Raw genomic sequence first — 25,415 nt, 5'->3', positions numbered from 1 at the left:
GCAATGGCGGTGTCGACATCGATTCCCTCGGCCACCCGTGCAGGTGGCCGACGGGACGCCGGCGGGCGGGACCGAACCCGCACGCGGCTGCGTGAGCTTCCCCTCGCGCTCAACCGGCCCCTGACCTCCTACTACCTGATCTTCGGCAGCAGCTCCCTGCTCATCGCCCTGGGCCTGACCATGGTGCTGTCGTCGTCCATGGTCGACTCCTACACCGAGACCGGGTCGGCGTTCTCGCTGTTCCAGAAGCAGATCGCCGCCGCGGCGGTGGGGCTGCCCCTGATGGTGATCGCCTCCCACATGCCGCTCAAGGCGCTGCGCATGGTCGGCTACCCCGCCATGCTCGTCTCGGTCGCGTTGCTGCTCATCACCGTGTTCCGCGGGGTGGAGTACTACGGGGCGGTGCGCTGGCTGGAGATCGGCGGGCTGACCATCCAGGCGTCGGAGCCCGCCAAGATCGCGTTCGCGCTGTGGGGCGCCAACGTGCTCGCCCGCCGCGAGGAGCTCAAGCAGCTCGTCGAGTGGCGCCAGCTGCTGATCCCGCTGCTGCCCGGCTGCGGCACGCTCGTCGTGCTCGTCCTGCTCGGCACCGACCTGGGCACCACCTTCGTCCTGCTGGTGACGTTCCTGGCGCTGCTGTGGGTGGTGGGCGCCCCCGGCAAGCTCTTCCTCGGGATGATCGGCCTGGTCGTCTCCCTGGCGGCCATCATGATCACGGTGGAGCCGTTCCGCATGGCGCGGATCACCTCCTTCCTCAACCCCGAGGCCGACCCCAACGGGTCGGGCTTCCAGCTCCTGCACGGGCTCTACGCGCTGGGCACCGGCGGGGTGTTCGGCGTGGGCATCGGCGGCAGCCGCGAGAAGTGGGGCTTCCTGCCCCACCCCGAGAGCGACTTCATCTTCGCGATCATCGGCGAGGAACTCGGCCTCATCGGCACCCTCCTGGTCGTCGGCCTCTTCGGCGTGCTGGGCTACGCTGGGCTGCGCGTCGCTGCACGGGCACGGGACCCCTTCGTCCGGCTGGCCGCCACGTCGGTCACCGCCTGGATCGTCGTCCAGGCGCTGGTCAACATCGGCACGGTCATCGGCGTCCTGCCGATCACCGGTATCCCGCTGCCCCTGGTGTCGGCGGGCGGATCGTCGCTGATCCCGACCATGGTCGGGCTGGGCATCCTGCTCGCCTTGGCCAAGAACGAGCCCGACGCCCGCAAGGCCCTCGCCGCGCGCGGTCCGAACCGGGTGCAAAAAGCTCTAAGCTGGCTTGGCCTGGACAGCACGGACACCGGCGAGGCCAAGCGGCCCGGGAGCACGGCGCAGGCGAAGAACGGTTCGCGACCGACCCCGGTCCAAGCGAGGAGGAATCGGCGACGATGAGGGTAGCCCTCGCCGGAGGTGGCACGGCCGGGCATATCGAGCCCGCGCTCTCCCTGGCCGATGCGCTCAGGCGCATCGACCCCACGACCCAGATCGTGTGTCTGGGCACCGAGCGGGGGCTGGAGACCCGCCTGGTCCCCATGCGCGGCTACGAGCTGGGCGAGATCCCGGCCGTCCCCCTGCCCCGCAAGCTCACCCCCCAGCTCCTGACCGTCCCCGGGAAGCTCGCCAACGCCATCAGCGCCGCCGGCGACCACCTCGACCGCATCGAGGCCGACGTCCTGGTCGGCTTCGGCGGCTACGTGGCCACCCCCGGATACCTCGCCGCGCGCCGGCGCCGCATCCCCATCGTCGTGCACGAGGCCAACCCGCTGCCCGGCCTGGCCAATCGGCTCGGCGCGCGGCTCACCCCGCACGTCTACACCGGCCACCCCCACACCGAGATCCGCAACGGCCGCTACGTCGGCATCCCGCTGCGCGAGCAGATCTCGACCCTGGACCGGCTGGCCATCGGCGACAAGGCGCGCGCCCACTTCGGGCTGCGCCCCGAGCTGCCCACGCTGCTGATCTTCGGCGGCTCCCAGGGCGCCCAGGTCGTCAACCAGGCCGCCTACGACTCCGCCGAGCAGTTCCGCTACGCGGGCGTGCAGGTCCTGCACGTCGTCGGCCCCAAGAACGCCGAAGGCCCCGAGGACCGCACCCGCGACGGCGTGCCCTACGTCGTGGTGCCCTACGTCGACCGCATGGACCTCGCCTACGCCGCCGCCGACGTCGCCATGTGCCGCTCCGGCGCCATGACCTGCGCGGAGCTGACCGCGGTCGGCCTGCCGGGCGCCTTCGTCCCCCTGCCCCACGGCAACGGCGAGCAGCGGCTCAACGCCGAGCCCATCGTCGAGGCCGGCGGCGGCCTGATGGTCAGCAACTCCGACCTCACCCCGCAGTGGATCAGCCACCAGCTCATCCCGCTGCTCACCGACACCGACCGGGTCGTGGCCATGTCCGAGGCGGCGGGCCGCCTGGGCCGGCGCGACGCCGACATGGAGCTGGCACGCGAGGTCATCGCCATCGCCCGCGGCGACCGCCCCACCGAGGACGTGCCGTTCGGCGACGACGATGACTACGCCGACGACGGCAGGGACCTGCGATGAGCCTGGTCGAACAGGCCGAGCCGGTGCCCGTGGGCAAGCTCGGCCGGGTGCACTTCGTCGGCATGGGCGGGGTGGGCATGTCCGGCATCGCCCGCATCCTGCTCCAGCGCGGCACCGAGGTCTCCGGCAGCGACGCCAAGGACGGCCCGCTGCTGCGCGAACTCGCCCAGCTCGGCGCCGACGTGCACATCGGCCACGCCGCCGCCAACGTCGGCCCCGCCGACACCCTCGTCGTCTCCTCGGCCGTGCGCGACGACAACCCCGAACTCGTCGAGGCCCGCCAGCGCGGGCTGCGCATCCTGCCCCGGGCCGCCGCCCTGGGCGCGCTCCTGCTGGACCGGCACGGCGTGGCCGTCGCCGGCACCCACGGCAAGACCACCACCACCTCGATGCTCACCGTCGTGCTCCAGCACGTCGGCGCCGACCCCGGCTACGTCATCGGCGGCAAGCTCGTCACCACGGGCCTGGGCGCCGATGCCGGCACCGGCGCGACCATGGTGGTCGAGGCCGACGAGAGCGACGGCTCCTTCCTGATGCTCTCGCCCGCCGTCGCCGTGGTCACCAACGTCGAGGCCGACCACCTCGACAACTACGGCGGCCTGGACGAGATCCACGCCAACTTCGCCGCCTTCGTCGACCGCATCGGCAGCGCCCTGATCGCCGGCATCGACGACCCCGGCGCCCGCCGGGTCGCCGACACCGCCCGCGCGCGCGGCCTGTGCGTGCGCACCTACGGCGAGGCGGCCGACGCCGACTACCGCGTCAGCGGAATCCGCGCGCGCGGCTTCACCACCGCCTTCACCCTCACCACCGCGGGCGGCGACCCGCTGGAGTGCGTCCTCGCCGTCCCCGGGCGGCACAACGTGCTCAACGCCGCCGCCGCCGTGGCCGCCGCCGGCGAACTCGGCCACGACCCCGCGCTCGCGGTCGAGGGGCTCGTGTCCTTCACCGGCGCCGCGCGCCGCTTCGAACCCAAGGGGGAGGCCGGCGGCGTCGCCGTCTACGACAGCTACGCCCACCACCCCACCGAGATCGCCGCCGACCTGCACGCCGCCCGCGCCGCCCTCGACACCCGCGAGGGCGACACCGCCGGCGCCGCGCCTGGCCGGGTCGTGGCCGTCTTCCAGCCCCACCTGTACAGTCGCACCCGGATCTTCGCCGCGGAGTTCGCCGAGGCGCTGACCCTGGCCGACGAAGCCGTGGTGCTCCCCGTCTACGGGGCCCGCGAGGACCCCGAGCCCGGGGTGTCCTCCGAGCTCATCACCGGCGCCGTCCGCCACGACCGGGTGCACGCTCCACCGGACCGCGAATCCGCCGTCGAACTGGCGGCGCGGCTGGCGGCGCCGGGCGACATCGTGCTCACCATGGGCGCGGGCGACGTCACCGAACTCGGCCCGCGCATCGTCGAGGCGCTGGGGACCGCCGTCCCCTAGCGCGACCGGCGGCGGCGACTGCGGGACGCGGCAGGAACAGGGGACGGAACGCACGTTGGGCACCACCGAGGACGACACCGCCGCGCCGCCCGCGGGCACGCACCCCGAAACCGGTGCGGCCGTGCGGCGGCGCTCGGACCCCTGGAAGGCCGCGTTCGTCATCCTGCTCATCGTCGCCCTGCTCGCCGTCGTCACCTGGGTGCTGCTGGGGTCGCGGCTGCTTGTGGTGCGCGAGGTCGAGGTCACCGGCGCCGACCGGCTCGCCGAATCCGACATCGTCGACGCGGTCGCGGTCCCCACCGGGACCCCGCTCGCCCGCGTCGACACCGACCGCGCCGCCGCCGACGTGCGCGGCCTGCGGCTGGTCGAGCACGCCGAAGTGACCCGGGGCTGGCCGGCCACGCTGCGCGTCGCCGTCACCGAGCGTACCCCGCGCCTGAGCGTGCGCGTGGGCGACGGCTACCGCCTGGTCGACCACGACGGCGTCCGCATCACCGATTCCGACACCCGCCCCGAGGAGTACCCGCTGATCAGCGTCAAAGGCGAGGTCGAAGGCAATGCGGCCATCGCCGCGGCGGCCGAGATCACCGACGTCCTGCCCGAGGAGATCCTCTCCGAGGTCGACGAGATACGGGCCGACGACCCCGCCCGGATCACCCTCGACCTGCGCGACGGGGCCGCGATCGTGTGGGGCGACGCCGAGCGCGCCGGGCAGAAGCGGGACATCCTGCGGATCCTCATGGCGGAGCACCCGCCGGGCGAGGGGCGCGAGTACGACGTGAGCGCGCCGGAGATGGCGGTCGTCCGCTAGCCGGCGCCCGCCGGGGCGAAACGGCGCCCCGGACATTCCCGGCGCGACGCGCCGAGGGCGCACATCGCCTCATCACCCGACACGCCGTTAGGCTGAACACGTGGTTAGTTGCCCGTCGGCAGGCCGCGGCTTACTGTCGAGAAGCACTACCTTTGGTTGACATAAGTATGGACTCGAAGCGTTAGGGCGCTTGGGGCGGAGCACCCGGAATGCGGGCGGCCGCGCCCCGCACCCTGATGGGACCCCCGATCGGCCCCCGGCCGGTCCCACGGATCCCAGCAAAGACAGTAGAACCGGACAGCCAGCCGGTCGGTCCGCCCACGGGGGGAGCGGCTGAGGCCGCCCGCCCGCGCAGGGCCGGCGGCACGGCAGGCAGGATGCGAGCGGAAAGGCCCCTCGTCGTGGCAGCACCGCAGAATTACCTCGCGGTCATCAAAGTCGTCGGTATCGGCGGCGGCGGTGTCAACGCCGTCAATCGGATGATCGAAGAGGGACTCAAAGGCGTCGAGTTCATCGCCATCAACACCGACGCTCAGGCGCTGCTCATGAGCGATGCCGACGTCAAGCTGGACGTCGGCCGCGAACTCACCCGCGGACTCGGCGCGGGCGCCAACCCCGATGTGGGGTGCAAGGCCGCCGAGGACCACCGCGAGGAGATCGAGGAGGTCCTCAAGGGGGCCGACATGGTCTTCGTCACCGCCGGCGAAGGGGGCGGCACCGGCACCGGCGGCGCACCCGTCGTCGCCAACATCGCACGCTCGCTGGGCGCGCTGACCATAGGCGTGGTCACCCGCCCGTTCGGGTTCGAGGGCAAGCGGCGCGCCACGCAGGCCGAGTCCGGCATCGCGATGCTGCGCGACGAGGTCGACACCCTCATCGTGATCCCCAACGACCGGCTGCTGTCCATCTCCGATCGCCAGGTGAGCGTCTTGGACGCGTTCAAAGCCGCCGACCAGGTGCTGCTCTCCGGTGTCCAGGGCATCACCGACCTGATCACCACGCCCGGCCTGATCAACCTCGACTTCGCCGACGTGAAGTCGGTGATGTCGGGGGCCGGATCGGCGCTCATGGGCATCGGCTCCGCGCGCGGCGACGACCGCGCCGTCGCCGCCGCCGAGATGGCGATATCCTCGCCGCTGCTGGAGGCCAGCATCGACGGCGCCCACGGCGTGCTCCTGTCCATCCAGGGCGGCTCCGACCTCGGCCTGTTCGAGATCAACGAGGCCGCCCAGCTCGTGGCCAACTCCGCCGCGCCCGACGCCAACATCATCTTCGGCGCGGTGATCGACGACGCCCTCGGCGACGAAGTGCGCGTGACCGTGATCGCCGCCGGGTTCGACGAGCCGCGCAGCGAGGCGCTGACCCCGCCGCGCGCCGCGGCGACCGCGACCCCCGAGACCCCGCGGCGAGACCCCGCTCCGGCCGCGCGGCCTCCGGCGCCCCCGGCACCGCCGCGGCCGGAACCGGTCAAGGCCCCCGAGCCCGTCCGCGAGGAGCCCCCGGCCTGGTCCGAGGCCGCGGCCCCGGCCGAGCCGGCGCCCGCCCCTGCGCCCGCGCCCGCGCCGGTGGAGGACATCTCCGAGCCCGAGCCGGAGGAGCCCGCCGACGACGTCGAGGAGGAGCGGCCCGCGCGCGGCATCCACGCGGTCAACGACAGCGGCTACACCCAGGTCCGCCGCACCGGCACGGAGGGCTCGTTCCCCCGCGCCGGCGAGATCCCCACGCCCCGGCGCCGGGTGATCTTCGACGACCCCGACGACCTGGACGTACCCGACTTCCTGAAATGATCGCGCCGAGAGCGCGGACAACGGCAGATCGCACGGTCCTACCGGCGGCGGGACATCCCGCCGCCGGTACGCTTTTGCCCAGACCCGCACCATCGGTCCCAGGAGGAACAGCCCAGAACATGAGTGCCGTGATCGAGCTGGGGCCGGGCGTGTCCGCCGGTTTCACCCGGCGCTACGACGGCGGGGTCAGCGCCGCCCCCTACGACACCCTCAACCTCGGCATGGGGGTCCCCGATGACCCCGATGCGGTGCGCCGCAACCGCGTGATCGCCGCCGGCCAGCTGGGCTTCGACCACGAGCGCGTCGTGTGGATGGACCAGGTGCACAGCGCCGACGCCGCCGTCGCCGAGCGGCCGGGCGTGGTCGGCCGGGTCGACGCGGTGGTGACCGCCCGGTCCGACCTCGTACTGGCCACCCTCGCCGCCGACTGCCTGCCCATCCTCGCCGCCGACCCCGGCACCGGGGTGATCGGCGCCGCCCACTCCGGGCGCAAGGGCACCGCCGCCGGGGTGGCGGGGGTGCTGGTGGACGCCATGGTCGCCCAGGGGGCGCGGCGCGACCGGATCAGCGTGGCGCTGGGCCCCTCCATCTGCGGCCACTGCTACGAAGTGCCCCCGGAGATGCAGGAGGAGGTCGCCCGCTCGACCCCCGAGGGCGCCAGCCGCACCCGCGCCGGGACCGCGGGCATCGACATGCGCGCCGCGGTGACCGCCCAATTGCGGTCGGCCGGAGTAGGCCACATATCCGCCGACGAGCGCTGCACCCTGGAGACGCGCGACCTTTTCTCCCATCGGCGCGACGCCCGGACCGGGCGGTTCGCCGGCTACGTCTGGCGGTCCTGACCATGGCGGACGACGGCCGTGCCGGGGCCACGCCGCCGGGCGGGCGGCAGGGCGCGACGGGCCCGGAAGGTGTCCCCGAGGGGCGCGCCGCGCGCATCGCGGCGAACCTCGAATCGGTGCGCGACCGCGTGGCGCGCGCCTGCGCCGCCGCCGGCCGCCCCGCCGGCGATGTGACCCTCATCGCCGTCACCAAGACCTTCCCCGCCTCCGACGTGCGCATCCTCGCGGAACTCGGCGTGCGCGACATCGGCGAGAACCGCGACCAGGAGGCCGCGCCCAAGGCCGCGGAGTCCGCCGATCTCGACCTGAGATGGCACTTCATCGGCCAGCTTCAGACGAACAAGGCCAAATCGGCGGCGCGCTACGCCGACGTCGTGCACTCCGTGGACCGGCCGCGGCTCGTCCACGAGCTGGGCCGGCGCGTGCGAGCGGAGGGGCGGCGGCTCACCTGCCTCGTGCAGGTCAACCTGGATCCAAGCTCCTCACCTGGGGTTTTGGGTCCCCGGGGTGGTGCCGACACGCGCGACGTCCTCGGGATCGCCGACACGATCGCGGCCGAGGACGGGCTGGTCCTGGGCGGTGTCATGGCGGTCGCGCCGCGTGAGGGCGATCCCGGATCGGCGTTCGCGCGGCTTTATGAGGTCGCCGAGCGTGTCCGGGGTCGCTACCCTCAGGCCAGGACGGTGTCGGCGGGCATGAGCGCCGACCTCGAAGCGGCGATCGCCCAGGGTGCGACACACCTGCGGGTGGGCACGGCGTTGCTCGATGATCGTGGCCCGATCGTGGGGTAATGTCCCCACATGGACCTTGGCGCCCATCTGTCGAGTTCGCCCGACCGGCGGACCTGGGCGAACACGGAATAGTCATCTGCGGTGCCGCACCACAGGGACGACGGAGGACAAGAGATGGCCGGCGCGATGCGCAAGATGGCGGTCTACCTCGGCCTCGTGGAGGACGACCGCTACGATCACCGCTATGCGGACGAATATGATGACTTCGACGACTTCGATGAAGGCGCCGAGGACCGGCGTGACCGGGACACCGACTCCCAGGGCGACCCCCGAGCCGACTCCATGACGGATGCGGACGGCCACGCCGCCTCCGCCGGCGAGCGGCGCGCCACCCCCCATGCCAGACCGGCCACCGCGGACCTCGCTCGAATCACGACACTCCATCCGCGCACGTACAACGAAGCGCGTACTATCGGAGAGCATTTCCGGGAAGGGATACCGGTGATCATGAACCTCACCGAGATGGTCGACAGTGACGCCAAGCGTCTGGTCGACTTCGCGGCGGGGTTGATCTTCGGCCTGCACGGTGACATCGAGCGGGTCACGAACAAGGTCTTCCTGCTCTCCCCGGCTAATGTTGAGGTGACCGCTGAAGACAAGGCACGTATCGCTGAGCGAGGGTTCTTCAATCAGAGTTAGAGCATCACTGATGTCCAGAGATTGGGTCGGGGAACGACCGTGAGTATCGTCTTGACCATCGTCTGGTACGCACTACAGATCTTTCTGCTGGTGCTGATCGGACGGCTCGTCTTCGAACTCGTGCAGTCGTTCGCGAGATCGTGGCGACCGAGCGGGTTCGTCCTGGTACTGGCAGAGACGACCTATACGATCACCGACCCCCCGTTGAGGTTCCTGCGTCGGTTCATCAGGCCCGTACGTTTGGGGAGTGTGGCGCTGGACCTGAGCTTCACCGTCCTCTTCCTCGTCGTGGTGATCCTCAGCTCGATCGTGAGAAACTCGATCCCGGTCGTCTAGAAGGTCACAGATGTCGGAAAAGATAGCCTCTGGTTCCGATATGTGGTCTTGGTCATGATCTGGATTGCCGTAAGGTCACGATCAGGTAGCGTCCCTACGGACAGAGTCCAAGCGCGCCAAGGAGACGAACATGCCGCTGACACCCGCGGATGTGCGGAATAAGCAGTTCAGTACGACCCGGCTACGGCCGGGGTACGACGAGGAAGAGGTTGATGCGTTCCTCGACGAAGTCGAGTCCGAGCTCGACCGCTTGATCCAGGAGAACGAGGAGCTGCGGGGCAAGCTCGCCGAGTGCCTGCGGGGCAAGGTCCCCAACGCCGGCATGCAGGACTTCCAGCAGGCTCCGCCGCCGGAACAGCTCGCTCCGGAACCCCCCCCGCAGCCCGAGCCGGTGCGGCCCGAGCCCATCCCGCAGCCGGTCCAGCCGGTCGTCGAGCAGCCCCCCATGCCGGCCATGGCCCAGAGCATGGGCCTGCCGGGTTCCGAGGAGAACATGGACACCGCCGCGCGGGTCCTCGCCCTCGCCCAGCAGACCGCCGACCAGGCCATCTCCGACGCCCGCCGGGAAGCCGACGAAACCCTCGGGCGCGCGCGCCACGAGGCCGACGACATCCTCGGCAAGGCCCGCCGCCAGGCCGAGCAGATCGTGAACGAGGCCCGCGCCCGTTCCGAGAACCTCGACCGCGACGCCCAGGAGCGCCACCGCCAGGTCATGGGCTCCCTCGTGCAGCAGCGCGAGGAACTGGAGCACAAGGTCAGCGAGCTCAAGGACTTCGAGCGCGAGTACCGCAGCCGGCTCAAGGACTACTTCGAGCGCCAGCTCCGCGAGCTCGCCGAGGGCGCCAACGAGCCGGGTGCACCCGGCCCTGCCACCACGGGCGGCTTCCAGACGATGGCCCCCACCGGCGGGACCCCGTCACTCCAGCACGGCGGCCCTGTCGGCGGTGCGCCCACCGGCAACCCGTTCGCGCAGCCCGAACCGGTCCAGCACGGCGGCTACCACCCCGATGCTCCGCACGAGCGCCGCTGACCCGTACGGCGACCACAACTGAACAACTGCGCGGATAGGCTCCGCGCAGATGAACAGCAGAACCCTTGAGTAAAGGCTCTCACTTCCCGTGTTCATCCTCAGCCTGGTCATCCTCGTGGCGGCCCTGGTCGTCATCGCGGTGGCCGTGGTGCTCGCCGAGACCACCCTGGTCTACATCGCCCTCGTCCTGGGCGGCCTCGGGGCCGTCACGTTCGCGGTCGAACTGGTCAGAAGCCGGTCGGAGCTGGGTATCGGGCAGGTTCGGACACAGGAACGTGCGGCCACTCCGGTGCCGGCGTCCCGGACGGACGGTTTGGGGAAGGCGTCCGTCCCGGCCGCGATGACCGCGGCCGCAGGGCCGGCCACCGGGTTCGAGGACCGCCCGACATACGCACCCGCGCCGGCCGGCGAGCCGGCGCGGGCGTCGGTCCAATCGGGCGCACCGCCGTGGGGCATCCCGCGGCCCACCCCGCACGACCACGCGGAGAACCGCGGCCCCACCGGCCCGGCACCCGCCGGCCCGCCGGCCACGCGGGACCCGGACGCCGAACACGATCCAGGCGCGCGCTTGTCGGTGTTCGGCGCCCCCGGGTCCCCGCTGAACCACACATCACCGGACCCCCCCGACTCCGCGGCCCCCGACTCCGCGGCCCCCGACTCTGCGGACTCTCCGGACGTCCCCGCGCCGTCTTCCGCAGCCGCCCCGGCCGTCGAGCACGCGTCCGCCATGGAGGCGGTCGGCACCGCCTCTGCGGCCGAAACGCCCGGCGCGGAGCCCGACCCCACCGATCCGGGCGACGCAGCGGACCGGTCCGGCACGAGCGATTCGGCGGACGGCGCGACCGATCCCGTTGATCTCGCTCCGCCAGCCGGGGCCACGGCCGATTCCGGCCGCACCGACGAAGAGGAAGAAGAGGGCGCCGACGCGTCCGCGGTCCCCGGCGACACCCCGAATGCCGTCTTCGCCGACGACGACCACGCGGCAGCCGACGAGACCACGTCCTTCGGTGCCTTCGTCTCCCGGCTCCAGAACAGCGCGACGGCCCCGGCCGGGGACGACCCCCGGGCGGCCGCCGAGCAGCAGGACACCACCGAGGACGCGGCGGCCGCCACCGATCCCGCTCAGGCCGACGACACCGTCGCGGCCCCGGAAGCCGTCGACGTCGTCCCCGAGGACGGGGCCGACGCCGTGGAAGCCGCCAACGGCCCCTCCGACGTCGAGCCGCAGGCCGTTGTCCCGGACGACGACACCCCGGACGCGGCTCCCACTCCCGCCGCGGACTCCGCCTCCGCTCTGGTGGACGACGCCGAAACCCGCGCCGATATCGCGCCGTCCGTCGACGACGTCGAAGCGCCCGAGGCCGGCTCCGCCACCCCGGCCACGGCGGCGGGAGCCGAGGACGTCGACCTCGACACCACGGACGCGTTCGTCCGATCCTCCGGCGATGCGCCGGCGCAGGCCGCCCCCGATGACGAGTCGGCTTCGGACCCGGATCCCGTGGAGGACGCGGGCCAATCCCAGCCCGCGGAAACCCCCTCGGACACGGAAGCGGCCCCCGCGGACGGGACCGGCACCGCGCAGGCCGTGTCCGACGCGGCCCCGGTCGACACGGCCCGACCCGGCGACGCCGATTCCGACCCGGATTCCACCGCGGTCCTCACCCGCCCCAAGCCGGCCGACGACTGATACCCGCCCGCGGCTCACCGGCCTCTGAGCCTCCGGTCGTCGCCTGCCCGGGTCGCGCATCTTCGCGGGACCGGCGCGGCACATGAACGGGAAAGCCCACCGGCGACCACCGGTATCCCCTATGCATCCGCCGACCCATGGAGCGCCGGCACGCAGGCACGGGACACCCGCAGACATGAACGGCCCTGGGGCGGACACCACGTGTCCGCCCCAGGGCCGGCTCAACCGGGCCCACGGCCTCCGGGAGGATGCAGTGGGCTACCGGGTCAGACCTTGCGGAGCCAGACCGTGACGCCGAACTCCTCCGAGGTCACGCTGTAGGCCTCGCCCTCGGGGCGGCCCTCGGTGAAGCCCTCGGCCAGGACCTCGCCTGCGATGGAGCGGGCGTGTTCGGTCAGGGCCTGGGCGGAGACGGGGTCGGTGGCCGTCCACCACAGGTCGATCCGGTCGGAGATGTCCAGGCCGCTGGACTTGCGCGCGTCCTGGACCAGGCGGATCGCCTCGCGGGCCAGCCCGGCCCGCTGGAGCTCGGGTGTGACCTCCAGGTCCAGCGCGACGGTCTCCCCGGCGTCGGAGGCCACCGTCCAGCCCTCGCGCGGCTGCTCGGTGACGAGCACCTCGTCGGCGCTGATCTCGACCGGCTCGCCCTCGACCTGCACGTTGGCCCACCCGGTCGAGCGCACCTGCGCGACCAGCTCCGCCGGGTCGGCCGCCTGGACGGCCTTGGCCACCAGCGGCGTGCGCTTGGCGAAGCGCTTGCCGAGCGCGCGGAAGTTGGGCTTGACCGTGTAGTCCACCAGGTCGCCGCCGACCGCCGAGAGCGGGTCGAGCTGGAGCACGTTCAGCTCCTCGGTGATCTGCGCGCGCAGCTGCTCGGGCAGCGCGTCGAAGCCCGCCGCGCCCACCAGGACGCGGCCCAGCGGCTGGCGGGTGCGCACGGCCGAGTCGACCCGCGCGGCCCGGCCCAGCTCGACCAGGCGGCGGGTGAGCGCCATCTGCTCCGACAGCCCGGTGTCGATCAGCTCCTCGCGCACCTCGGGCCACGGCGTCAGGTGCACCGACTCCGGCGCGTCGGGGCGGCGCAGCGCCGCCCACACGTGGTCGGTCAGGAACGGCACCAGCGGGGCCATCACCTTGGTCAGTGTCTCCAGCGCCTCGAACAGCGTGGCGAACGCGGCCGCCCCCGCGGCCGTTCCCGGCCCGGCCCAGAACCGGCGCCGCGACCGCCGCACGTACCAGTTGGAGAGGTCGTCGACGAACGCCGTGAGCAGCCGCCCCGCCCCGGTGGTGTCGAACCGCTCCAGCGCCTCGTCCACCCCCTTGACCACGCGGTTCAGCTCCGACAGCAGCCACCGGTCCATCAGCGGCCGCTCCGCGGGGGCCGGCGCCTGCGCCAGGAGCGAGTGGTCCCAGGTGTCGCGGGAGTTGGCGTAGCGGGTGAAGAAGGAGACGGTGTTGTAGTAGGTCAGCAGGACCTTGCGGACGATCTCCTCCAGCGCCGCGTGGCCCACCCGGCGCGGCGCCCACGGCGAGCCGCTGGCCGCCATGAACCAGCGCAGCGCGTCGGCGCCGTGGCGGTCCATGACCGCCATGGGCTCCAGGATGTTGCCCAGGTGCTTGCTCATCTTGCGGCCGTCCTCGGCGAGGATGTGGCCCAGGCAGACCACGTTCTCGTAGGAGGACCGGCCGAACACCAGCGTGCTGACCGCCATCAGCGAGTAGAACCAGCCGCGGGTCTGGTCGATGGCCTCGCAGATGTACTGGGCGGGGAAGCTGGCCCGGAACGTCTGCTCGTTGTGGTGCGGGGCGCCCCACTGGGCGAAAGGCATGGACCCCGAGTCGAACCAGGCGTCGATGACCTCGGGGACCCGGCGGGCCTCGCCGCCGCACTCGGGGCAGTCGAACACCACGTCGTCGACGTAGGGCCGGTGCGGGTCCAGGGCGCTGAGGTCGCTGCCCGCGAGCCCGCCGAGTTCGGCGAGTGAGCCGACCACGGTGAAGTGGTCATCGGCGCAGTGCCACACCGGCAGCGGGGTCCCCCAGTACCGGCTGCGGGAGAGGGCCCAGTCGATGTTGTTGCGCAGCCATTCCCCGTAGCGCCCCTCCTTGACGTTCTCGGGGAACCAGTTCGTGCCGGCGTTCTGCGCCAGCAGCTCGTCCTTGATGGCGGTGGTGCGGATGTACCAGGACGGCAGCGCGTAGTACATCAGCGGGGTGTGGCAGCGCCAGCAGTGCGGGTAGCTGTGCTCGTAGGGGGTGTGCCGGAACAGCAGGCCCCGCTCGTCGAGGTCGGCCACCAGGGTGGCGTCGGCGGTCTTGAAGAACTCCCCGCCCACCAGCCCGAGGTCGGCCTCGAAGGTGCCGTCGGCGCGCACGGGGTTGAGCACCGGCAGGCCGTAGGGGCGGGCCGCGGCCATGTCGTCGGCGCCGAAGGCGGGCGAGGTGTGGACCAGCCCGGTGCCGTCCTCGACGGTGACGTAGGTGGCGAGGATGACGTAGTGCGCGGGGTCGTCGAAGCCGAGCATGTCGAAGGGGCGCTGGTAGGTCCAGCGCTCCATCTCGGCGCCCTCGAAGCGCTCGCCGGTCAGCTCCCACCCGTCGCCGAGGACCTGGGCGACCAGGGGCTCGGCGAGGAGGAGCCGCTCGGTGCCGTCGGTGGCGACCACGTAGGCGACGTCGGGGTGCGCGGCCACCGCTGTGTTGGAGACCAGCGTCCAGGGCGTGGTGGTCCACACCAGCAGCGAAGTGGGCGTCTCGGGCGTGGCCAGCGGCCCGGAGGTGATGGGGAAGCGCACGTAGACCGAGGGGTCGACCACGGTCTCGTAGCCCTGGGCGAGCTCGTGGTCGGACAGGGTGGTGCCGCACCGGGGGCAGTAGGGGCTGATCCGGTAGTCGCGGACCAGCAGGCCCTTGTCCCAGATCACCTTGAGCGCCCACCACACCGACTCCACGTACTGCGGGTCCATCGTGCGGTAGGCGGAGTCCATGTCGACCCAGTAGCCCATGCGCCGGGTCAGCTCCGTGAAGGAGTCGACGTTGCGCAGCACGGACTCGCGGCAGCGGGCGTTGAACTCGGCGACGCCGAACTCCTCGATGTCCTTCTTGCCGGTGAGCCCGAGCTCCTTCTCGACCGCGACCTCCACCGGCAGGCCGTGGCAGTCCCACCCCGCCTTGCGGTCGACGTGGAAGCCCTTCATGGTCTTGAAGCGCGGGAAGACGTCCTTGAAGACGCGGGCCTCGACGTGGTGCACGCCGGGCTGGCCGTTGGCGGTGGGCGGGCCCTCGTAGAACACCCAGTTGGGGCCGCCCTGGGTCTGCTCCAGGGAGCGTTCGAAGACCTTCTGCTCGCTCCAGCGGGCGAGGACGTCGCGTTCGACGGCGGGCAGGTCGATCTGTGCGGGCAGCGCCGGGAAGGGCCGGGCGGGGGAGGGGTCGGGCGTGGCCAACGGAGGTACCTTTCCATCAGGAGTGCGTCCACCTGACGGAGGGACGAGGCCGTGGGCCCCGCGGTACCACCCTCCTTGGGCGCCGCTGTGCGCGCGCCCCACTTCGTTGCTGCCGCGGCCGGTTCTACTCGGCCCGCGCGGTGCGCGGCTGCCTTTCCTCCGGCGGCTCCGGGGTGATCTTCCCGACGGTCATGCCCCCGGGCTCCCACCGTCCCCGGGTCGCTCTGGGCTGTGTCCGGCGGTACTCGTCCCCATCCACGCCTTGCTGCTTTCGAGGATAGCCCACCCCGGGGGCGGCGCCCGGCCTTTTCCGCCGGGGGTGCGGGGCCGGGGCATACTTGCCTGCCGGAGCCGACTACGACCGGAGGGCGGGCATGACGACGACGGAGGCGACGGGGCCCGAGGGCACCGTCCTGGTGACGCTGCCGGACCGCGACGACGCCGAGGAACTCGCCGAGCAGCTGACCGACCAGGGCTATGAGCCGTGCACGGTCCACCGCGACATGCTCGCGGGCGAGGACGACGCCGAGGACGCCGACTGGGTGATCGTCGTGCGCACCGGGCCCCATGGCGGGCCGGCGGCCTTCGATGGGCCGCACCTGTCGCTGCTGGCGGAGGACTACGGCGGGTTCGCGGTCTCGGAGTGACGGCGCCCGGCGGCCGCCGCCCCGCGGCCTGTGGGGCGTTCCCGGCGGGTTTCCGGTCCCCTTCCGGGAGCGGGACACATATGGGAAAACAGCCCGCGTGGGTGTGTTGCGCCGTGGTTGGTTGATTCGCCCTCACCGGCCGTTTAGGCTTCCCCCCATTGTGCGGATCGACCACCCCTTGTCCGGGTGTTCCCGCACGTCATACGGGGCTTAGGGGGCCGCCACGGGGCGGCCCGGGGGGAGGAGTCGTATGGCATCCACGACCGCGGCGGCGACGGGGGGCGGCGCCCGGGGGAAGACGGCGGTCCAGGGCGTCAAGGCCGCCGACCTGCCGGTGCGCAAGGGGGAGGACCCCTGGAGCGAGGCCGAGCTGGCCGAGGTCCGCGCCGGGCTGGAGGAGCAGGTCGGCAGGTTGCGCGCGGAGATCGCCATGGCCGAATCGGAGCTGGCCGAGCGCCTGTCGGACTCCGTGGAGGGCGCGGGGGACGACCCCACGGACTCGGGAGCGAAGGCCTATCAGCGCGAGCACGACCTCGCGCTGGCCTACAATACTCGTGACCTGCTCGCCCAGAGCGAGCGGGCGATCAAGCGGATGGACGCGGGCACCTACGGCGTCTGTGAATCGTGCGGCCAGGCGATCGGCAAGGCGCGCGTGCAGGCGTTCCCGCGGGCCACACTGTGTGTGCAGTGCAAACAGCGCGAGGAGCGTCGCTGACTGACGTAGAGCCCTCCGGGGACGGACACCAGACGGTGAGCGAGCCCGCCACGACCAAGCCGTGGCGGTTCGTTCTGCTACTGATCGTGGCGGTGGTCGCCCTCGTGGCCGACTACGCCACCAAGGAGATCGCGCTGGCCCGGTTCACGCCGGGGGTGAGCGTGCCGGTCGTGGGCGAACTGCTCCAGTTCACCCTCGTCTTCAACACCGGCGCCGCCTTCTCCATCGGATCCGATGTGCCATGGGTGTTCTTCCTGATCGCCTCCTGCGTGGTGGTCTACATCCTGGTCATCGCCCGCCGGCTGCGCAGCCCGGCGTGGGCGGTGGCACTGGGCCTGATTCTCGGCGGCGCCGCGGGCAACCTGATCGACCGGGTCACGCGGCCTCCGGCGGCCTTCCACGGCGCGGTCGTCGACTGGATCCAGCTGCCGAACTGGCCGGTGTTCAACCTGGCCGACTCCTGCATCGTCGTCGGCGGCGTGCTGGCGGTGTTCCTCGCGTTCCGGGGCGTCAACATCGACGGCACGCGTGAGTCGGACACCGCCGGGGAGGCCGGGGAGACCGAGGCGCAGGCGGCGGACTCCGGCGAAGCCGGCGCGGCCGCGGAGGAGGGGCCGGCCCGCCCCGCGGGCGGCGACACCGGCACCACGGAGTCCACCGGGTCCACCGGCAACGAGGAGCGCCCGTGACCGGGGACCGCCGCAGCATGCCCGTTCCCGACGGCCTCGAAGGCGACCGCCTCGACGCCGCCATCGCGCGGATGTTCGGGCTCTCCCGCACCCGCGCCGCCGAGCTGATCACCGCCGGCGGCGTCATGGTCGACGGCGGCACCGCCGCCAAGTCCGACCGCGTGCAGGCCGGAGCGTGGCTGGACGTCACCCTGCCCCCGCCGCCGAGCGCCCCGGTGGCCCGGCCCGAACCGGTGCCGGGGCTGCGGGTGGTGTTCGAGGACACCGACATCATCGTGGTCGACAAGCCGGTCGGCGTGGTCGCCCACCCCACCGTGGGCTGGACCGGGCCGTCGGTGCTCGAAGGCCTGCTCGCCTCGGGCGTGCGGCTGAGCACCAGCGGCGCGGCCGAGCGGCAGGGCATCGTGCACCGGCTCGACGCCAACACGACCGGGCTCATGGTGCTGGCCAAGAGCGAGCCCGCCTACACCTTCCTCAAGCGCGCCTTCAAGGAGCGCACGGTCGACAAGCGGTACCACACGCTCGTCCAGGGCCACCCCGACCCCCTGCGCGGCACCGTCGACGCCCCGATCGACCGCCACCCCTCGGGCGACGGCCGGTTCGCGGTCGTGGCGGGCGGGCGGCCCTCGGTCACCCACTACGACACCGTCGAGGCGTTCCGGGCGGCCAGCCTGCTGGAGATCAAGCTGGAGACCGGCCGCACCCACCAGATCCGGGTGCACATGGCGGCCCTGCGCCACCCCTGTGTCGGCGACCATCTCTACGGCGCCGACCCCACGCTCGCCGAGCGGCTCGGTATCCGCCGCCAGTGGCTGCACGCGGTGCGCCTGGGCTTCGAGCACCCCACCGAGGGGCGCCCGGTGGAGTTCGAGAGCGGCTACCCCGACGACCTCGCCGCAGCGCTGGAGCTGCTGCGCGAGGACTGACCTCGCCCGCGGGCCGGCGGCCATCGCAGCGCGCCGTGCGACAGTGCGGCGCCCACGATGATGATCGCCGCGCCCACGGGGTGGTTCCACGCCAGTGAGTCGCCCATCACCAGCACGCCGGCGGCGATGGCGACCACGGGGATCACGTAGGTCACGGTCGAGGCCACCGTGGCCCCCGCCTGGGTGATCACCGCGTATTGCAGCACGTAGGCCAGCCCGGTGCCCAGGGCGCCCAGCGCGGTGACGGCCAGCAGCACCCGGGGCGACAGGTGGGCGGGCAGGTCGGTGAACAACGGGGTGATGACCAGCAGCTGCACGGTCCCGGCGAGCAGCTGGGCGGTGGCCATCTCCAGGGTGGTGTGGCCGGTCCCGGTCAGGTAGCGGCGGACGTAGGGCGTCCCGATCCCGTAGCAGACGGTGGCGCCCACGGCCATGAGCATGCCGGTGGTGGCGGCGCCCGCGAAGCCCTGCCAGACCCCGAACACCACCAGCACGCCCGCGAACCCCGTGGCCAGGCCGATCAGCCGCCCGCGCGACGGGCGCTCGTCGGAGAGCAGCAGCAGTGAGAACCCCAGGGCGAACAGCGGGGTCGCCGCATTGCAGATCCCCGACAGCGCCGAGGGGATCATCGATCCGGCGTAGCCGAAGAGCGAGAACGGGACCACGTTGAGCAGCAGCGCGGCCACCGACAGGTGCAGCCAGATGCGCGGCGAGCGCGGCAGCCGCCCCCGGCGCAGCAGCAGGACCACGGCCAGCGGCGCCAGGCCGGTCGCCATGCGCCCCAGGGTGATCTGGAGCGGGGCGAGTTCCGTCGTGGCGACGGAGATGAAGATGAAGCTCAGCCCCCACACCAGCGCGAGGAGCAGGAACTTGGGCTGCCAGGCGGTGAGCAGCGCGGTGCCGCGGTGCGCGGGTGGCACGGGTGAGGCGGCGGCGGATGAGGCGGTCATGGGATGTTCTTATCGGGTGAAAGACCGAAAGGTCTACTTCATTCTCCTTAATCGTTCACTTAGTATCTCTTACATGTTGAGTGTCGACCGGATGCGCGTCCTGCACGCCATCGCCGTCAACGGATCGCTGTCAGGGGCCGCGGCCGCCCTCCAGGTCACCAACTCCGCCGTCTCCCAGCAGCTGAGCAAGCTCGAACGCGAGGTCGGCCAGGCGCTGGTGCAGCGCAACGGGCGCGGGGTGCGCCTCACCGAGGCCGCCGAACTCCTGGTGGAGCACACCGGGCACATCCTCTCCCTCGTCCACCAGGCCGAAGCCGACCTGGAGGCGCATCGCGACGCCGTCCTGGGCCAGTTGCGGCTGTCCGCCATCGCCACCGCTGCGCGCGACCTGGCGCCGCCGGCGCTCGTGGCGCTGCGCGAGGCCCACCCCGGTCTGCGGGTCAAGCTCATCGAGCAGGAGCCCGACGAGAGCGTCACGGCCGTCGCCCGCGGCGACTCCGATATGGCCATCGTCGTCGACTGGATCGAGGGGGTCATCCCGATGCCCAAGGGCATGCAGCGGGCTCCGCTGATGGAGGACACCGCCGACATCGCCCTGCCCGTGAACCACCCACTCGCCCACCGCGGCATCATCGACCTCGACGACGTCGCCAAGGAGCCCTGGATCAGCTGGATCGGCGGGTCCATCTGCGACAACTGGCTCCACGGCATGCTGCGGGCGCGCGGGGTCGAACCCGACATCGCCCACGCCGCGGGGGAACACCAGACCAAGCTGGCGATGATCGCCGCCGGGCTCGGGGTGGCCGTCATGCCGCGGCTGGGCCGCGGCCCCGTGCCCGACGGCGTCCGCCTGGTGCGGGTCCAGCCCGCCCTGGTCCGCCAGGTCTATGTGATCTGGCGCGCCGACGCCGCCCGCCGCCCCGCCATCCGGGCGGCGGTCCGCGCCCTGCGCGACGCCGCCGCCCGGATGCACTAGCTCAGCCGGCGGCGCGCCCGCTCTCCTCGTGCGCCGCGATCAGCCCCGACAGCGTCGCCCCGGGGCTGATGACATCCGGGTCGGTGCGGGCGTCGATCAGGGTGGGGGCATCGGCGCCCAGGGCCTCGGTGAGCGCCTTCTCCAGCTCCTCTGGGGTGCTGGCGGTCGCGCCGCGGGCGCCGAGCCCCCGCGCGTAGGCGGCGAGGTCCAGAGGGCCGCCGATTTCGGTCCCCGACAGGCGGCCGAGCTCGCGCGCCTGGTGCATCGCGATCGTTCCGTACAGCCCGTTCTGGAAGACGAGCACGATGACCGGGGCGCCCAGCCGCACCGCCGTCTCCAGCTCCTGGCCCGTCATCAGCACCCCGCCGTCGCCGACCACCGCCACGACCGTGCGGTGCGGCTCGACCAGCTTGGCGGCCACCGCCGCAGGAACGGCGTAGCCCATGGCGCCGCTGGTCGGCGCGAGCTGGGTGCGCGGATGGCCGAACCGCCACCCGCGGTGCAGGAACGAGGCGAAGTTGCCCGCGTCGTTGGTGATCACCGATTCGGCGGGCAGGACCCGGCGCATGGCCTGCACGACCGCCCACGGGTGCAGGCCGGGGCCGCGGTGGTCTGCGACGCCCTCGGGCGGGGTGGTGGTCGCCAGCCACGCCCGGTGGGCGCCGTCGAAGTCGCGGTAGAGGGTGGTGACCGGGGCGTGCGCCAGCGCGTCCAGCGCCCGGCGCGCATCGGCGACCGCGCCCAGCCACACGCCGGCGATCTTGCCGATCTGGCCGGGGTCGATGTCGATCTGGGCGACGTGGGAGCCCGGGCCGTGGGTCGCCGGGGCGGGGAACCGGTAGCCCTGCGTGGTGGTCTCGCTCAGCCGCGACCCCACCACCAGCACGGCGTCGGACTCTTGCAGCGGCCCCAGGATCTCGGGCGGGCACCCCAGGCCGAGGTGGCCGAGGTAGAGGGGGTGGTCGTTGGGGAAGACGTCTTGGCGGCGCCAGGACGCGTAGACCCCGGTGTGGAAGCGCTCGGCGACGGCGATCAGCTCCTCGCGGGCCCACCGCGCCCCGCCGCCGGCGATGATCACCGGGCGCTCGGCGCGGGCCAGCCAGTTGGCGAGCCGGTCGCGCTCGTCCTCGCCCAGCGGCGGCCGGGCCGGGACCGTGCCGGGCAGCGCCTCGGGCGCGGGCACGGGCTCGCCGAACAGGTCGCCCGGCACGGCGATCGCCACCGGGCCGGGGCGGCCGGTGGTGGCCACCCGGACGGCCTGCGCGGTGGTCTCGGCGAGCCGGTCGGCGCGGGTGACCGTGGTGGCCCACTTGGTGATGGGGGAGTAGAAGGCGGTGAGGTCGACCTCCTGGAACGCCTCGCGCCCCAGCCGGGTGGTCTCGCACTGGCCGAGGAAGACGATCATCGGCGTGGAGTCCTGCATGGCCGTGTGCACGCCCACGGCCAGGTTGGCCGCCCCCGGGCCGCGGGTCGCCGCCGCCACGGCCGGGGTCCCGGTGAGCTTGGCCTCGGCCTCGGCCATGAACCCGGCGCCGTTCTCGTGCCGGGTGGAGACGAGCCGCATGCCGCTGCGTCGCTCGATGGCGTCGGTCAGTTCCAGGAAGCTCTCGCCCGGCACGGTGTAGCAGCGGCGGATGTGCGCGCCGGCCAGGACGTCGACCACGTGCTCGGCCGCTGGGCGCAGGGGGGCAGGGCTCATCGGGTTCCTTCCACGGGTTCCAGGGGACGCCACCGCATCCGCGGTGGCCCACGAGGTCTGCCTACCCGCGATCAGCCCGCGCCCATCGCCCGCAGCGCGGCGGTCGTTCCCGCGGCCACGACGACCACCACCAGGAAGGGGGCCCGCAGCAGCAGGGCGACCACCGCCGCGCCCACCCCGCTCAGCCGGGCCGCGTCCAGGGAGACGGGGCCGTCGGGCGCCGCCGCCTGCACGGCGATCAGCGCCGCGAGCAGGGCCACCGGCACCGTCATGGCGAACCTGCGGACCAGCGGGTGGTCCAGCAGCCGGCGCGGGGCGGCCAGCCCGGCGAACTTGAGCAGGTAGCAGCCGGCAGCGGTCACGAGGATCGCGACCCACACCATCATCTGAGAACTCCTTGCGCGCAGTGGGGGATGGAGGAAGGGGCACGGGCGGACAACGGGCGGGCCGGATCACGCCCGGGAGGCGGTCACGGCCGCGTCGTGTCCCCGGCATCCGGAGCGTCCGCGGCGTCCGCTGCGCCCGCGCCGGATCCGGCGGAGCCTGCGCCCGCCAGTGCGGCGACCGCCGCCACGAGCACCGGAACGCCCGGGGGCAGGAACGGCGCGGCCAGCAGCGCCAGGGCGGCGCCCAGCGCGGCGACGAGGCGTTCGCGGCCCCCCTCGCGCAGCCGCGGCCACAGCAGCGCCAGGAAGATCGCCGGCCCGACCGCGTCGAGCCCGAACACCGCGGGATCGCCGATCCGCTCGGTGGCCAGCGCACCCGCAAGGGTCGTCACGTTCCAGAAGACGTACAGCGAGGCGAACGTGGCGGTGAACGCCGTGCGGGCGTCGGCGGGGCTCCGCTGGGCGAGGGCGACGGCGGTCGTCTCGTCGATGACCCCGTGGGCGGCGATCACGCGGCGCGCGCCCCGCCAGCCCAGGACGTCGGCCATGCGCAGGCCGTACAGGGTGTTGCGGCCGCCGAGCAGCAGCGCGCCGACCGCTCCGGCGACCAGGTTGCCGCCGCCGGCGACGACCCCGACCAGGGCGAACTGGGATGCGCCGGTGAACGCGAGCAGGCTCAGCGCGCACGCCTGGGCCACAGTGAGGCCGGCGGCGACGGCGGCGGTGCCGAAGGCGACGCCGGAGACGCCGACCGCCAGCCCGATGCCGAGGGCATCGCGCACCGGCGGAGACAGGGACGGAAGGGAGGTGGTCACCCCTCGGACGCTACGGCGGTCCGGCGTGCGCGTATTGAACGTTCTTGCGCGCTTCGCCGGGAATGCGCACGCCCCGCTCCGCGGCTCAGCCGGTGCGGGCGTCGTTCGCCTGGGCGAGGAGCCGGGCCAGGGCGGCGTGGTCGCGGTGGAGGGTCTGGAGTAGCGCCGCCAGCCGGTCGAGCGCGACCGGGTCGGCCGAGTAGCAGGCGAACATGCCCGCTTCACTGTCGAAGGAGACGGGGCCGCCTCCGGTGGTGGCACCGGAGTCCAGGAGGAACCGGGCGACACCCTCCCAGCCGTGGCCGCCGGAGGACCAGCCCGCCGCGGCGAAGACGGCGTCGGCCGCGGCCATGTGGCCGTCGTGGAGCCGGAGGGCGTAGCCGGGCGCGTGGCCGGTGGACTCGAAGACGAACGGGGGGTACGTCGCGAGATCGTCCATCCGTGCAACCTATCGGCTGGAGGCGGTCCCGCGCGGCTCGATGGGCGCAACGCCTTTCTGGAATGCGCCGGGCGGGACACCGGTGGAGCGCTTGAAATGCCGGCTCAGGTGGGACTGGTCGGCGAAGCCGACGGCCGCCGCGACCTGCGCGGGCGCCACCCCGTCCAGGAGCAGCCGGCGGGCGCGGTGCACCCGCACCTGGTTGAGGTAGGCGTGCGGCGGCAGCCCGTAGGCGGAGCGGAAGGCGCGCAGCAGCGCGAAGGGCGTGCAGCCGACAGCGGCGGCGAGGTCGTCGAGCCGCGGGGGGTCCACGAGACTGCCGTGCAGGAGGTCGCGCGCGTCGGCCGCCGCCTGAGAGGGCGCCGGGGCCACCTGCGCGCGGGCGCGGCGCACGGGGCGGGCGTGCCGCCGCATGATGTGCACCAGTGCTTCGCGGGTGAGCGAGGACGCGCTCAGCCGGTCGCCCCGCTCCGCGGCCATGTGCGCGGCGCGCAGCCGGCGTGCGGCCTCCGGTGCGTGGAACGCGTCGTCGGGGAATGCGGGGGGAGCGGGCAGGCCCAGGTCGGCCGCCGCGTCGGTCACGGCTCCGATGCCGGGGTAGAGCACACGGTAGCGCCACCCGGACGGGGTTCCGGCCTGGCCGGTATGCACCTCGTTGGGCTCGACCACCGCCACCGAGCCCGCGAAGGCCCGGCGTAGCGCTCCCCGGTAGGAGTACTCCTCCACACCGGTTTCGACCAGTGCGAATGCGTAGGTGTCGTGCGTGTGCCGGGAGAAGGCGTGCCGGACGAACCTGGCCTTGAGCAACTCGACATCGGGCAGCCCCGGGTGCCGCCAATAGCGCGCCCGGTCAACGGGCGAATCGGTCATGTCCCCAGCTTAGGCGCATTGCGGAGGGGCGGGTGGTGCGCGGAGCCCTCCGCGAGGTGCACTACGCTTCGGCGCATGCTGACCATCGCCGTCGCCGAGAACCCGCAGGACCGTGCGGCCGTCTTCGTCATCCGGGGTGCCGTGTTCGTCGCCGAGCAGCAGGTGCCGATCGAGGAGGAGTGGGACGCCCACGACCTGGACGCCGACCACCTTCTGGCGCGGCTCGACGGGGTGGCCGTGGGTACCGGCCGGCTGGTGGCGCGCGACGGGACGGGGGTGCTGGGGCGGCTGGCGGTGCTCCCGCAGGCGCGGGGGACCGGGTCCGGGGCCGCGCTGGTGCGGGCGATCGAGGAACGGGCCCGCGTCCGGGGCCTGAAGGCCATGGAATTGCACGCCCAGACCCATGCCCTCGCATTTTATGAGAAGCTCGGCTACCAGGCCTACGGGGACGAGTTCCTCGACGCCGGGATCCCGCACCTCCACATGCGCAAGGATCTCTGACCGCGTCGCAGCAGAGTCCGTGCAGGGGTCGTCCGCGCGCCGCAGGGCACGCACACGGGTCGCTGTGCCGCGCTGCGCGGGTTCCGCCGGGCCGTGGTCATGGTGCCGCACCGTGGCGGGCGCCGTCGCTTTCGGCGGTGGCGAGCATCACGAAATAGCGCCGGGAACGCCGGGGTTGCACGGGGCGACGGCCGGGTTTCCCGGCACGCCCTCCGTCCCGCGGACGGCCCGGGTCACGGCCGTTTGCTACTAGCGAGTAATGTTCTCTTCCGGTGGGAAATCCCCCTCCCGCCGGCCCTCGGCACCGAGGGTGCCGCCCGCCGCCATCCCCGGCCGCGCCCCCGCCCGGCCGAGCCCCAGCACGACGCCGAAGGAAGCCATGACGGTCGACACCCAGCCGGCAACCCGGTTCCCCGATCCCAGAGACTTCGGGTTCACCGTTATCGACGAGACGGAGATCCCCGCGGAGCTGGCGGCC

24 protein-coding genes are annotated in these 25,415 nt (G+C 72.9%); 17 read left to right on the top strand and 7 right to left on the bottom strand.

Annotated features, from left to right (window positions below):
* The first annotated feature begins 3 nt into the window (after window positions 1-3).
* The 11 genes from ftsW to ACFOVU_RS22085 all read left to right on the top strand — a co-directional run bounded on the left by ftsW (window position 4) and on the right by ACFOVU_RS22085 (window position 11,878).
* Window positions 4-1,374: a putative lipid II flippase FtsW gene (ftsW, locus tag ACFOVU_RS22135; protein WP_378536646.1), complete on the top strand. Its 1,371-nt coding sequence runs from the start codon at window positions 4-6 to the stop codon at window positions 1,372-1,374.
* A complete protein-coding gene (gene murG / locus ACFOVU_RS22130; protein ID WP_378536645.1) occupies window positions 1,371-2,522 on the top strand; it encodes an undecaprenyldiphospho-muramoylpentapeptide beta-N-acetylglucosaminyltransferase in 1,152 nt (383 codons plus the stop codon). The genes ftsW and murG overlap by 4 nt, the downstream gene beginning before the upstream one ends.
* The gene (gene murC / locus ACFOVU_RS22125; protein ID WP_378536643.1) at window positions 2,519-3,955 is read left to right on the top strand and encodes a UDP-N-acetylmuramate--L-alanine ligase; all 1,437 of its coding nucleotides are present in this window, start codon (window positions 2,519-2,521) and stop codon (window positions 3,953-3,955) included. The genes murG and murC overlap by 4 nt, the downstream gene beginning before the upstream one ends.
* Window positions 3,956-4,010: 55 nt before the next feature.
* On the top strand, window positions 4,011-4,766 hold the full coding sequence (locus ACFOVU_RS22120) for a cell division protein FtsQ/DivIB (RefSeq protein WP_378536641.1): 756 nt from the start codon (window positions 4,011-4,013) through the stop codon (window positions 4,764-4,766).
* A 401-nt stretch (window positions 4,767-5,167) separates the two neighbouring features.
* On the top strand, window positions 5,168-6,553 hold the full coding sequence (ftsZ, locus tag ACFOVU_RS22115) for a cell division protein FtsZ (protein ID WP_378536639.1): 1,386 nt from the start codon (window positions 5,168-5,170) through the stop codon (window positions 6,551-6,553).
* A gap of 119 nt (window positions 6,554-6,672) precedes the next feature.
* Window positions 6,673-7,395, top strand: coding sequence for a peptidoglycan editing factor PgeF (pgeF, locus tag ACFOVU_RS22110; protein WP_378536638.1), 723 nt, complete (start codon window positions 6,673-6,675; stop codon window positions 7,393-7,395).
* Window positions 7,396-7,397: 2 nt separating this feature from the next.
* The gene (locus ACFOVU_RS22105; protein WP_378536636.1) at window positions 7,398-8,186 is read left to right on the top strand and encodes a YggS family pyridoxal phosphate-dependent enzyme; all 789 of its coding nucleotides are present in this window, start codon (window positions 7,398-7,400) and stop codon (window positions 8,184-8,186) included.
* 114 nt (window positions 8,187-8,300) lie between these two features.
* A complete protein-coding gene (locus tag ACFOVU_RS22100) occupies window positions 8,301-8,825 on the top strand; it encodes a cell division protein SepF (protein WP_378536634.1) in 525 nt (174 codons plus the stop codon).
* A 39-nt stretch (window positions 8,826-8,864) separates the two neighbouring features.
* The gene (locus tag ACFOVU_RS22095; protein ID WP_378536632.1) at window positions 8,865-9,161 is read left to right on the top strand and encodes a YggT family protein; all 297 of its coding nucleotides are present in this window, start codon (window positions 8,865-8,867) and stop codon (window positions 9,159-9,161) included.
* A 130-nt stretch (window positions 9,162-9,291) separates the two neighbouring features.
* Window positions 9,292-10,191, top strand: a complete 900-nt coding sequence (locus ACFOVU_RS22090; RefSeq protein WP_378536631.1) for a DivIVA domain-containing protein — start codon at window positions 9,292-9,294, stop codon at window positions 10,189-10,191.
* A gap of 88 nt (window positions 10,192-10,279) precedes the next feature.
* The gene (locus ACFOVU_RS22085) at window positions 10,280-11,878 is read left to right on the top strand and encodes a hypothetical protein (protein WP_378536629.1); all 1,599 of its coding nucleotides are present in this window, start codon (window positions 10,280-10,282) and stop codon (window positions 11,876-11,878) included.
* Between the two features lie 266 nt (window positions 11,879-12,144).
* Here the strand turns inward: ACFOVU_RS22085 and ileS are convergent, their stop codons facing one another.
* Window positions 12,145-15,324: an isoleucine--tRNA ligase gene (gene ileS / locus ACFOVU_RS22080; RefSeq protein ID WP_378536627.1), complete on the bottom strand. Its 3,180-nt coding sequence runs from the start codon at window positions 15,322-15,324 to the stop codon at window positions 12,145-12,147.
* A 374-nt stretch (window positions 15,325-15,698) separates the two neighbouring features.
* On the opposite strand from ileS, the gene ACFOVU_RS22075 reads away from it, so the two are divergent.
* The 4 genes from ACFOVU_RS22075 to ACFOVU_RS22060 all read left to right on the top strand — a co-directional run bounded on the left by ACFOVU_RS22075 (window position 15,699) and on the right by ACFOVU_RS22060 (window position 18,301).
* Complete coding sequence (locus ACFOVU_RS22075; RefSeq protein ID WP_378536625.1) at window positions 15,699-15,971, top strand: hypothetical protein; 273 nt, start codon at window positions 15,699-15,701, stop codon at window positions 15,969-15,971.
* A gap of 250 nt (window positions 15,972-16,221) precedes the next feature.
* Window positions 16,222-16,686, top strand: a complete 465-nt coding sequence (locus ACFOVU_RS22070) for a TraR/DksA family transcriptional regulator (RefSeq protein ID WP_378536623.1) — start codon at window positions 16,222-16,224, stop codon at window positions 16,684-16,686.
* A gap of 35 nt (window positions 16,687-16,721) precedes the next feature.
* Entirely contained in the window at window positions 16,722-17,375 is a 654-nt protein-coding gene (gene lspA, locus ACFOVU_RS22065; RefSeq protein WP_378536621.1) for a signal peptidase II, read from the top strand.
* Between the two features lie 17 nt (window positions 17,376-17,392).
* Window positions 17,393-18,301 carry an RluA family pseudouridine synthase gene (locus ACFOVU_RS22060; RefSeq protein WP_378536785.1) on the top strand — a complete coding sequence of 303 codons (909 nt, stop codon included), beginning with the start codon at window positions 17,393-17,395 and terminating at the stop codon, window positions 18,299-18,301.
* Here the strand turns inward: ACFOVU_RS22060 and ACFOVU_RS22055 are convergent.
* Window positions 18,253-19,251, bottom strand: coding sequence for a DMT family transporter (locus tag ACFOVU_RS22055; protein WP_378536619.1), 999 nt, complete (start codon window positions 19,249-19,251; stop codon window positions 18,253-18,255). The two genes, ACFOVU_RS22060 and ACFOVU_RS22055, sit on opposite strands and share 49 nt — an antisense overlap.
* A gap of 73 nt (window positions 19,252-19,324) precedes the next feature.
* Between ACFOVU_RS22055 and ACFOVU_RS22050 the strand changes: the two genes are divergently transcribed.
* Entirely contained in the window at window positions 19,325-20,227 is a 903-nt protein-coding gene (locus ACFOVU_RS22050; protein ID WP_378536617.1) for a LysR family transcriptional regulator, read from the top strand.
* Window position 20,228: 1 nt separating this feature from the next.
* Here the strand turns inward: ACFOVU_RS22050 and ACFOVU_RS22045 are convergent, their stop codons facing one another.
* The 5 genes from ACFOVU_RS22045 to ACFOVU_RS22025 all read right to left on the bottom strand — a co-directional run bounded on the left by ACFOVU_RS22045 (window position 20,229) and on the right by ACFOVU_RS22025 (window position 24,436).
* Window positions 20,229-21,926 (bottom strand): thiamine pyrophosphate-dependent enzyme, encoded by a 1,698-nt coding sequence (locus tag ACFOVU_RS22045; protein ID WP_378536615.1) that lies wholly within the window; start codon window positions 21,924-21,926, stop codon window positions 20,229-20,231.
* A 71-nt stretch (window positions 21,927-21,997) separates the two neighbouring features.
* The gene (locus ACFOVU_RS22040) at window positions 21,998-22,312 is read right to left on the bottom strand and encodes an AzlD domain-containing protein (protein ID WP_378536613.1); all 315 of its coding nucleotides are present in this window, start codon (window positions 22,310-22,312) and stop codon (window positions 21,998-22,000) included.
* 83 nt (window positions 22,313-22,395) lie between these two features.
* Entirely contained in the window at window positions 22,396-23,094 is a 699-nt protein-coding gene (locus ACFOVU_RS22035; protein WP_378536784.1) for an AzlC family ABC transporter permease, read from the bottom strand.
* Window positions 23,095-23,212: 118 nt separating this feature from the next.
* Window positions 23,213-23,566: an Imm51 family immunity protein gene (locus tag ACFOVU_RS22030; RefSeq protein ID WP_378536611.1), complete on the bottom strand. Its 354-nt coding sequence runs from the start codon at window positions 23,564-23,566 to the stop codon at window positions 23,213-23,215.
* A gap of 9 nt (window positions 23,567-23,575) precedes the next feature.
* On the bottom strand, window positions 23,576-24,436 hold the full coding sequence (locus tag ACFOVU_RS22025) for an AraC family transcriptional regulator (protein ID WP_378536610.1): 861 nt from the start codon (window positions 24,434-24,436) through the stop codon (window positions 23,576-23,578).
* Window positions 24,437-24,511: 75 nt separating this feature from the next.
* Here ACFOVU_RS22025 and ACFOVU_RS22020 point away from each other — a divergent pair, with 75 nt between their 5' ends.
* Window positions 24,512-24,937: a GNAT family N-acetyltransferase gene (locus ACFOVU_RS22020; protein WP_378536608.1), complete on the top strand. Its 426-nt coding sequence runs from the start codon at window positions 24,512-24,514 to the stop codon at window positions 24,935-24,937.
* Window positions 24,938-25,415: the final 478 nt, after the last annotated feature.

The organism is Nocardiopsis sediminis, from assembly GCF_042650565.1.
Classification (GTDB): Bacteria; Actinomycetota; Actinomycetes; order Streptosporangiales; family Streptosporangiaceae; genus Nocardiopsis_B; species Nocardiopsis_B sediminis.
This window is presented reverse-complemented; position numbering and strand designations above follow the sequence as displayed.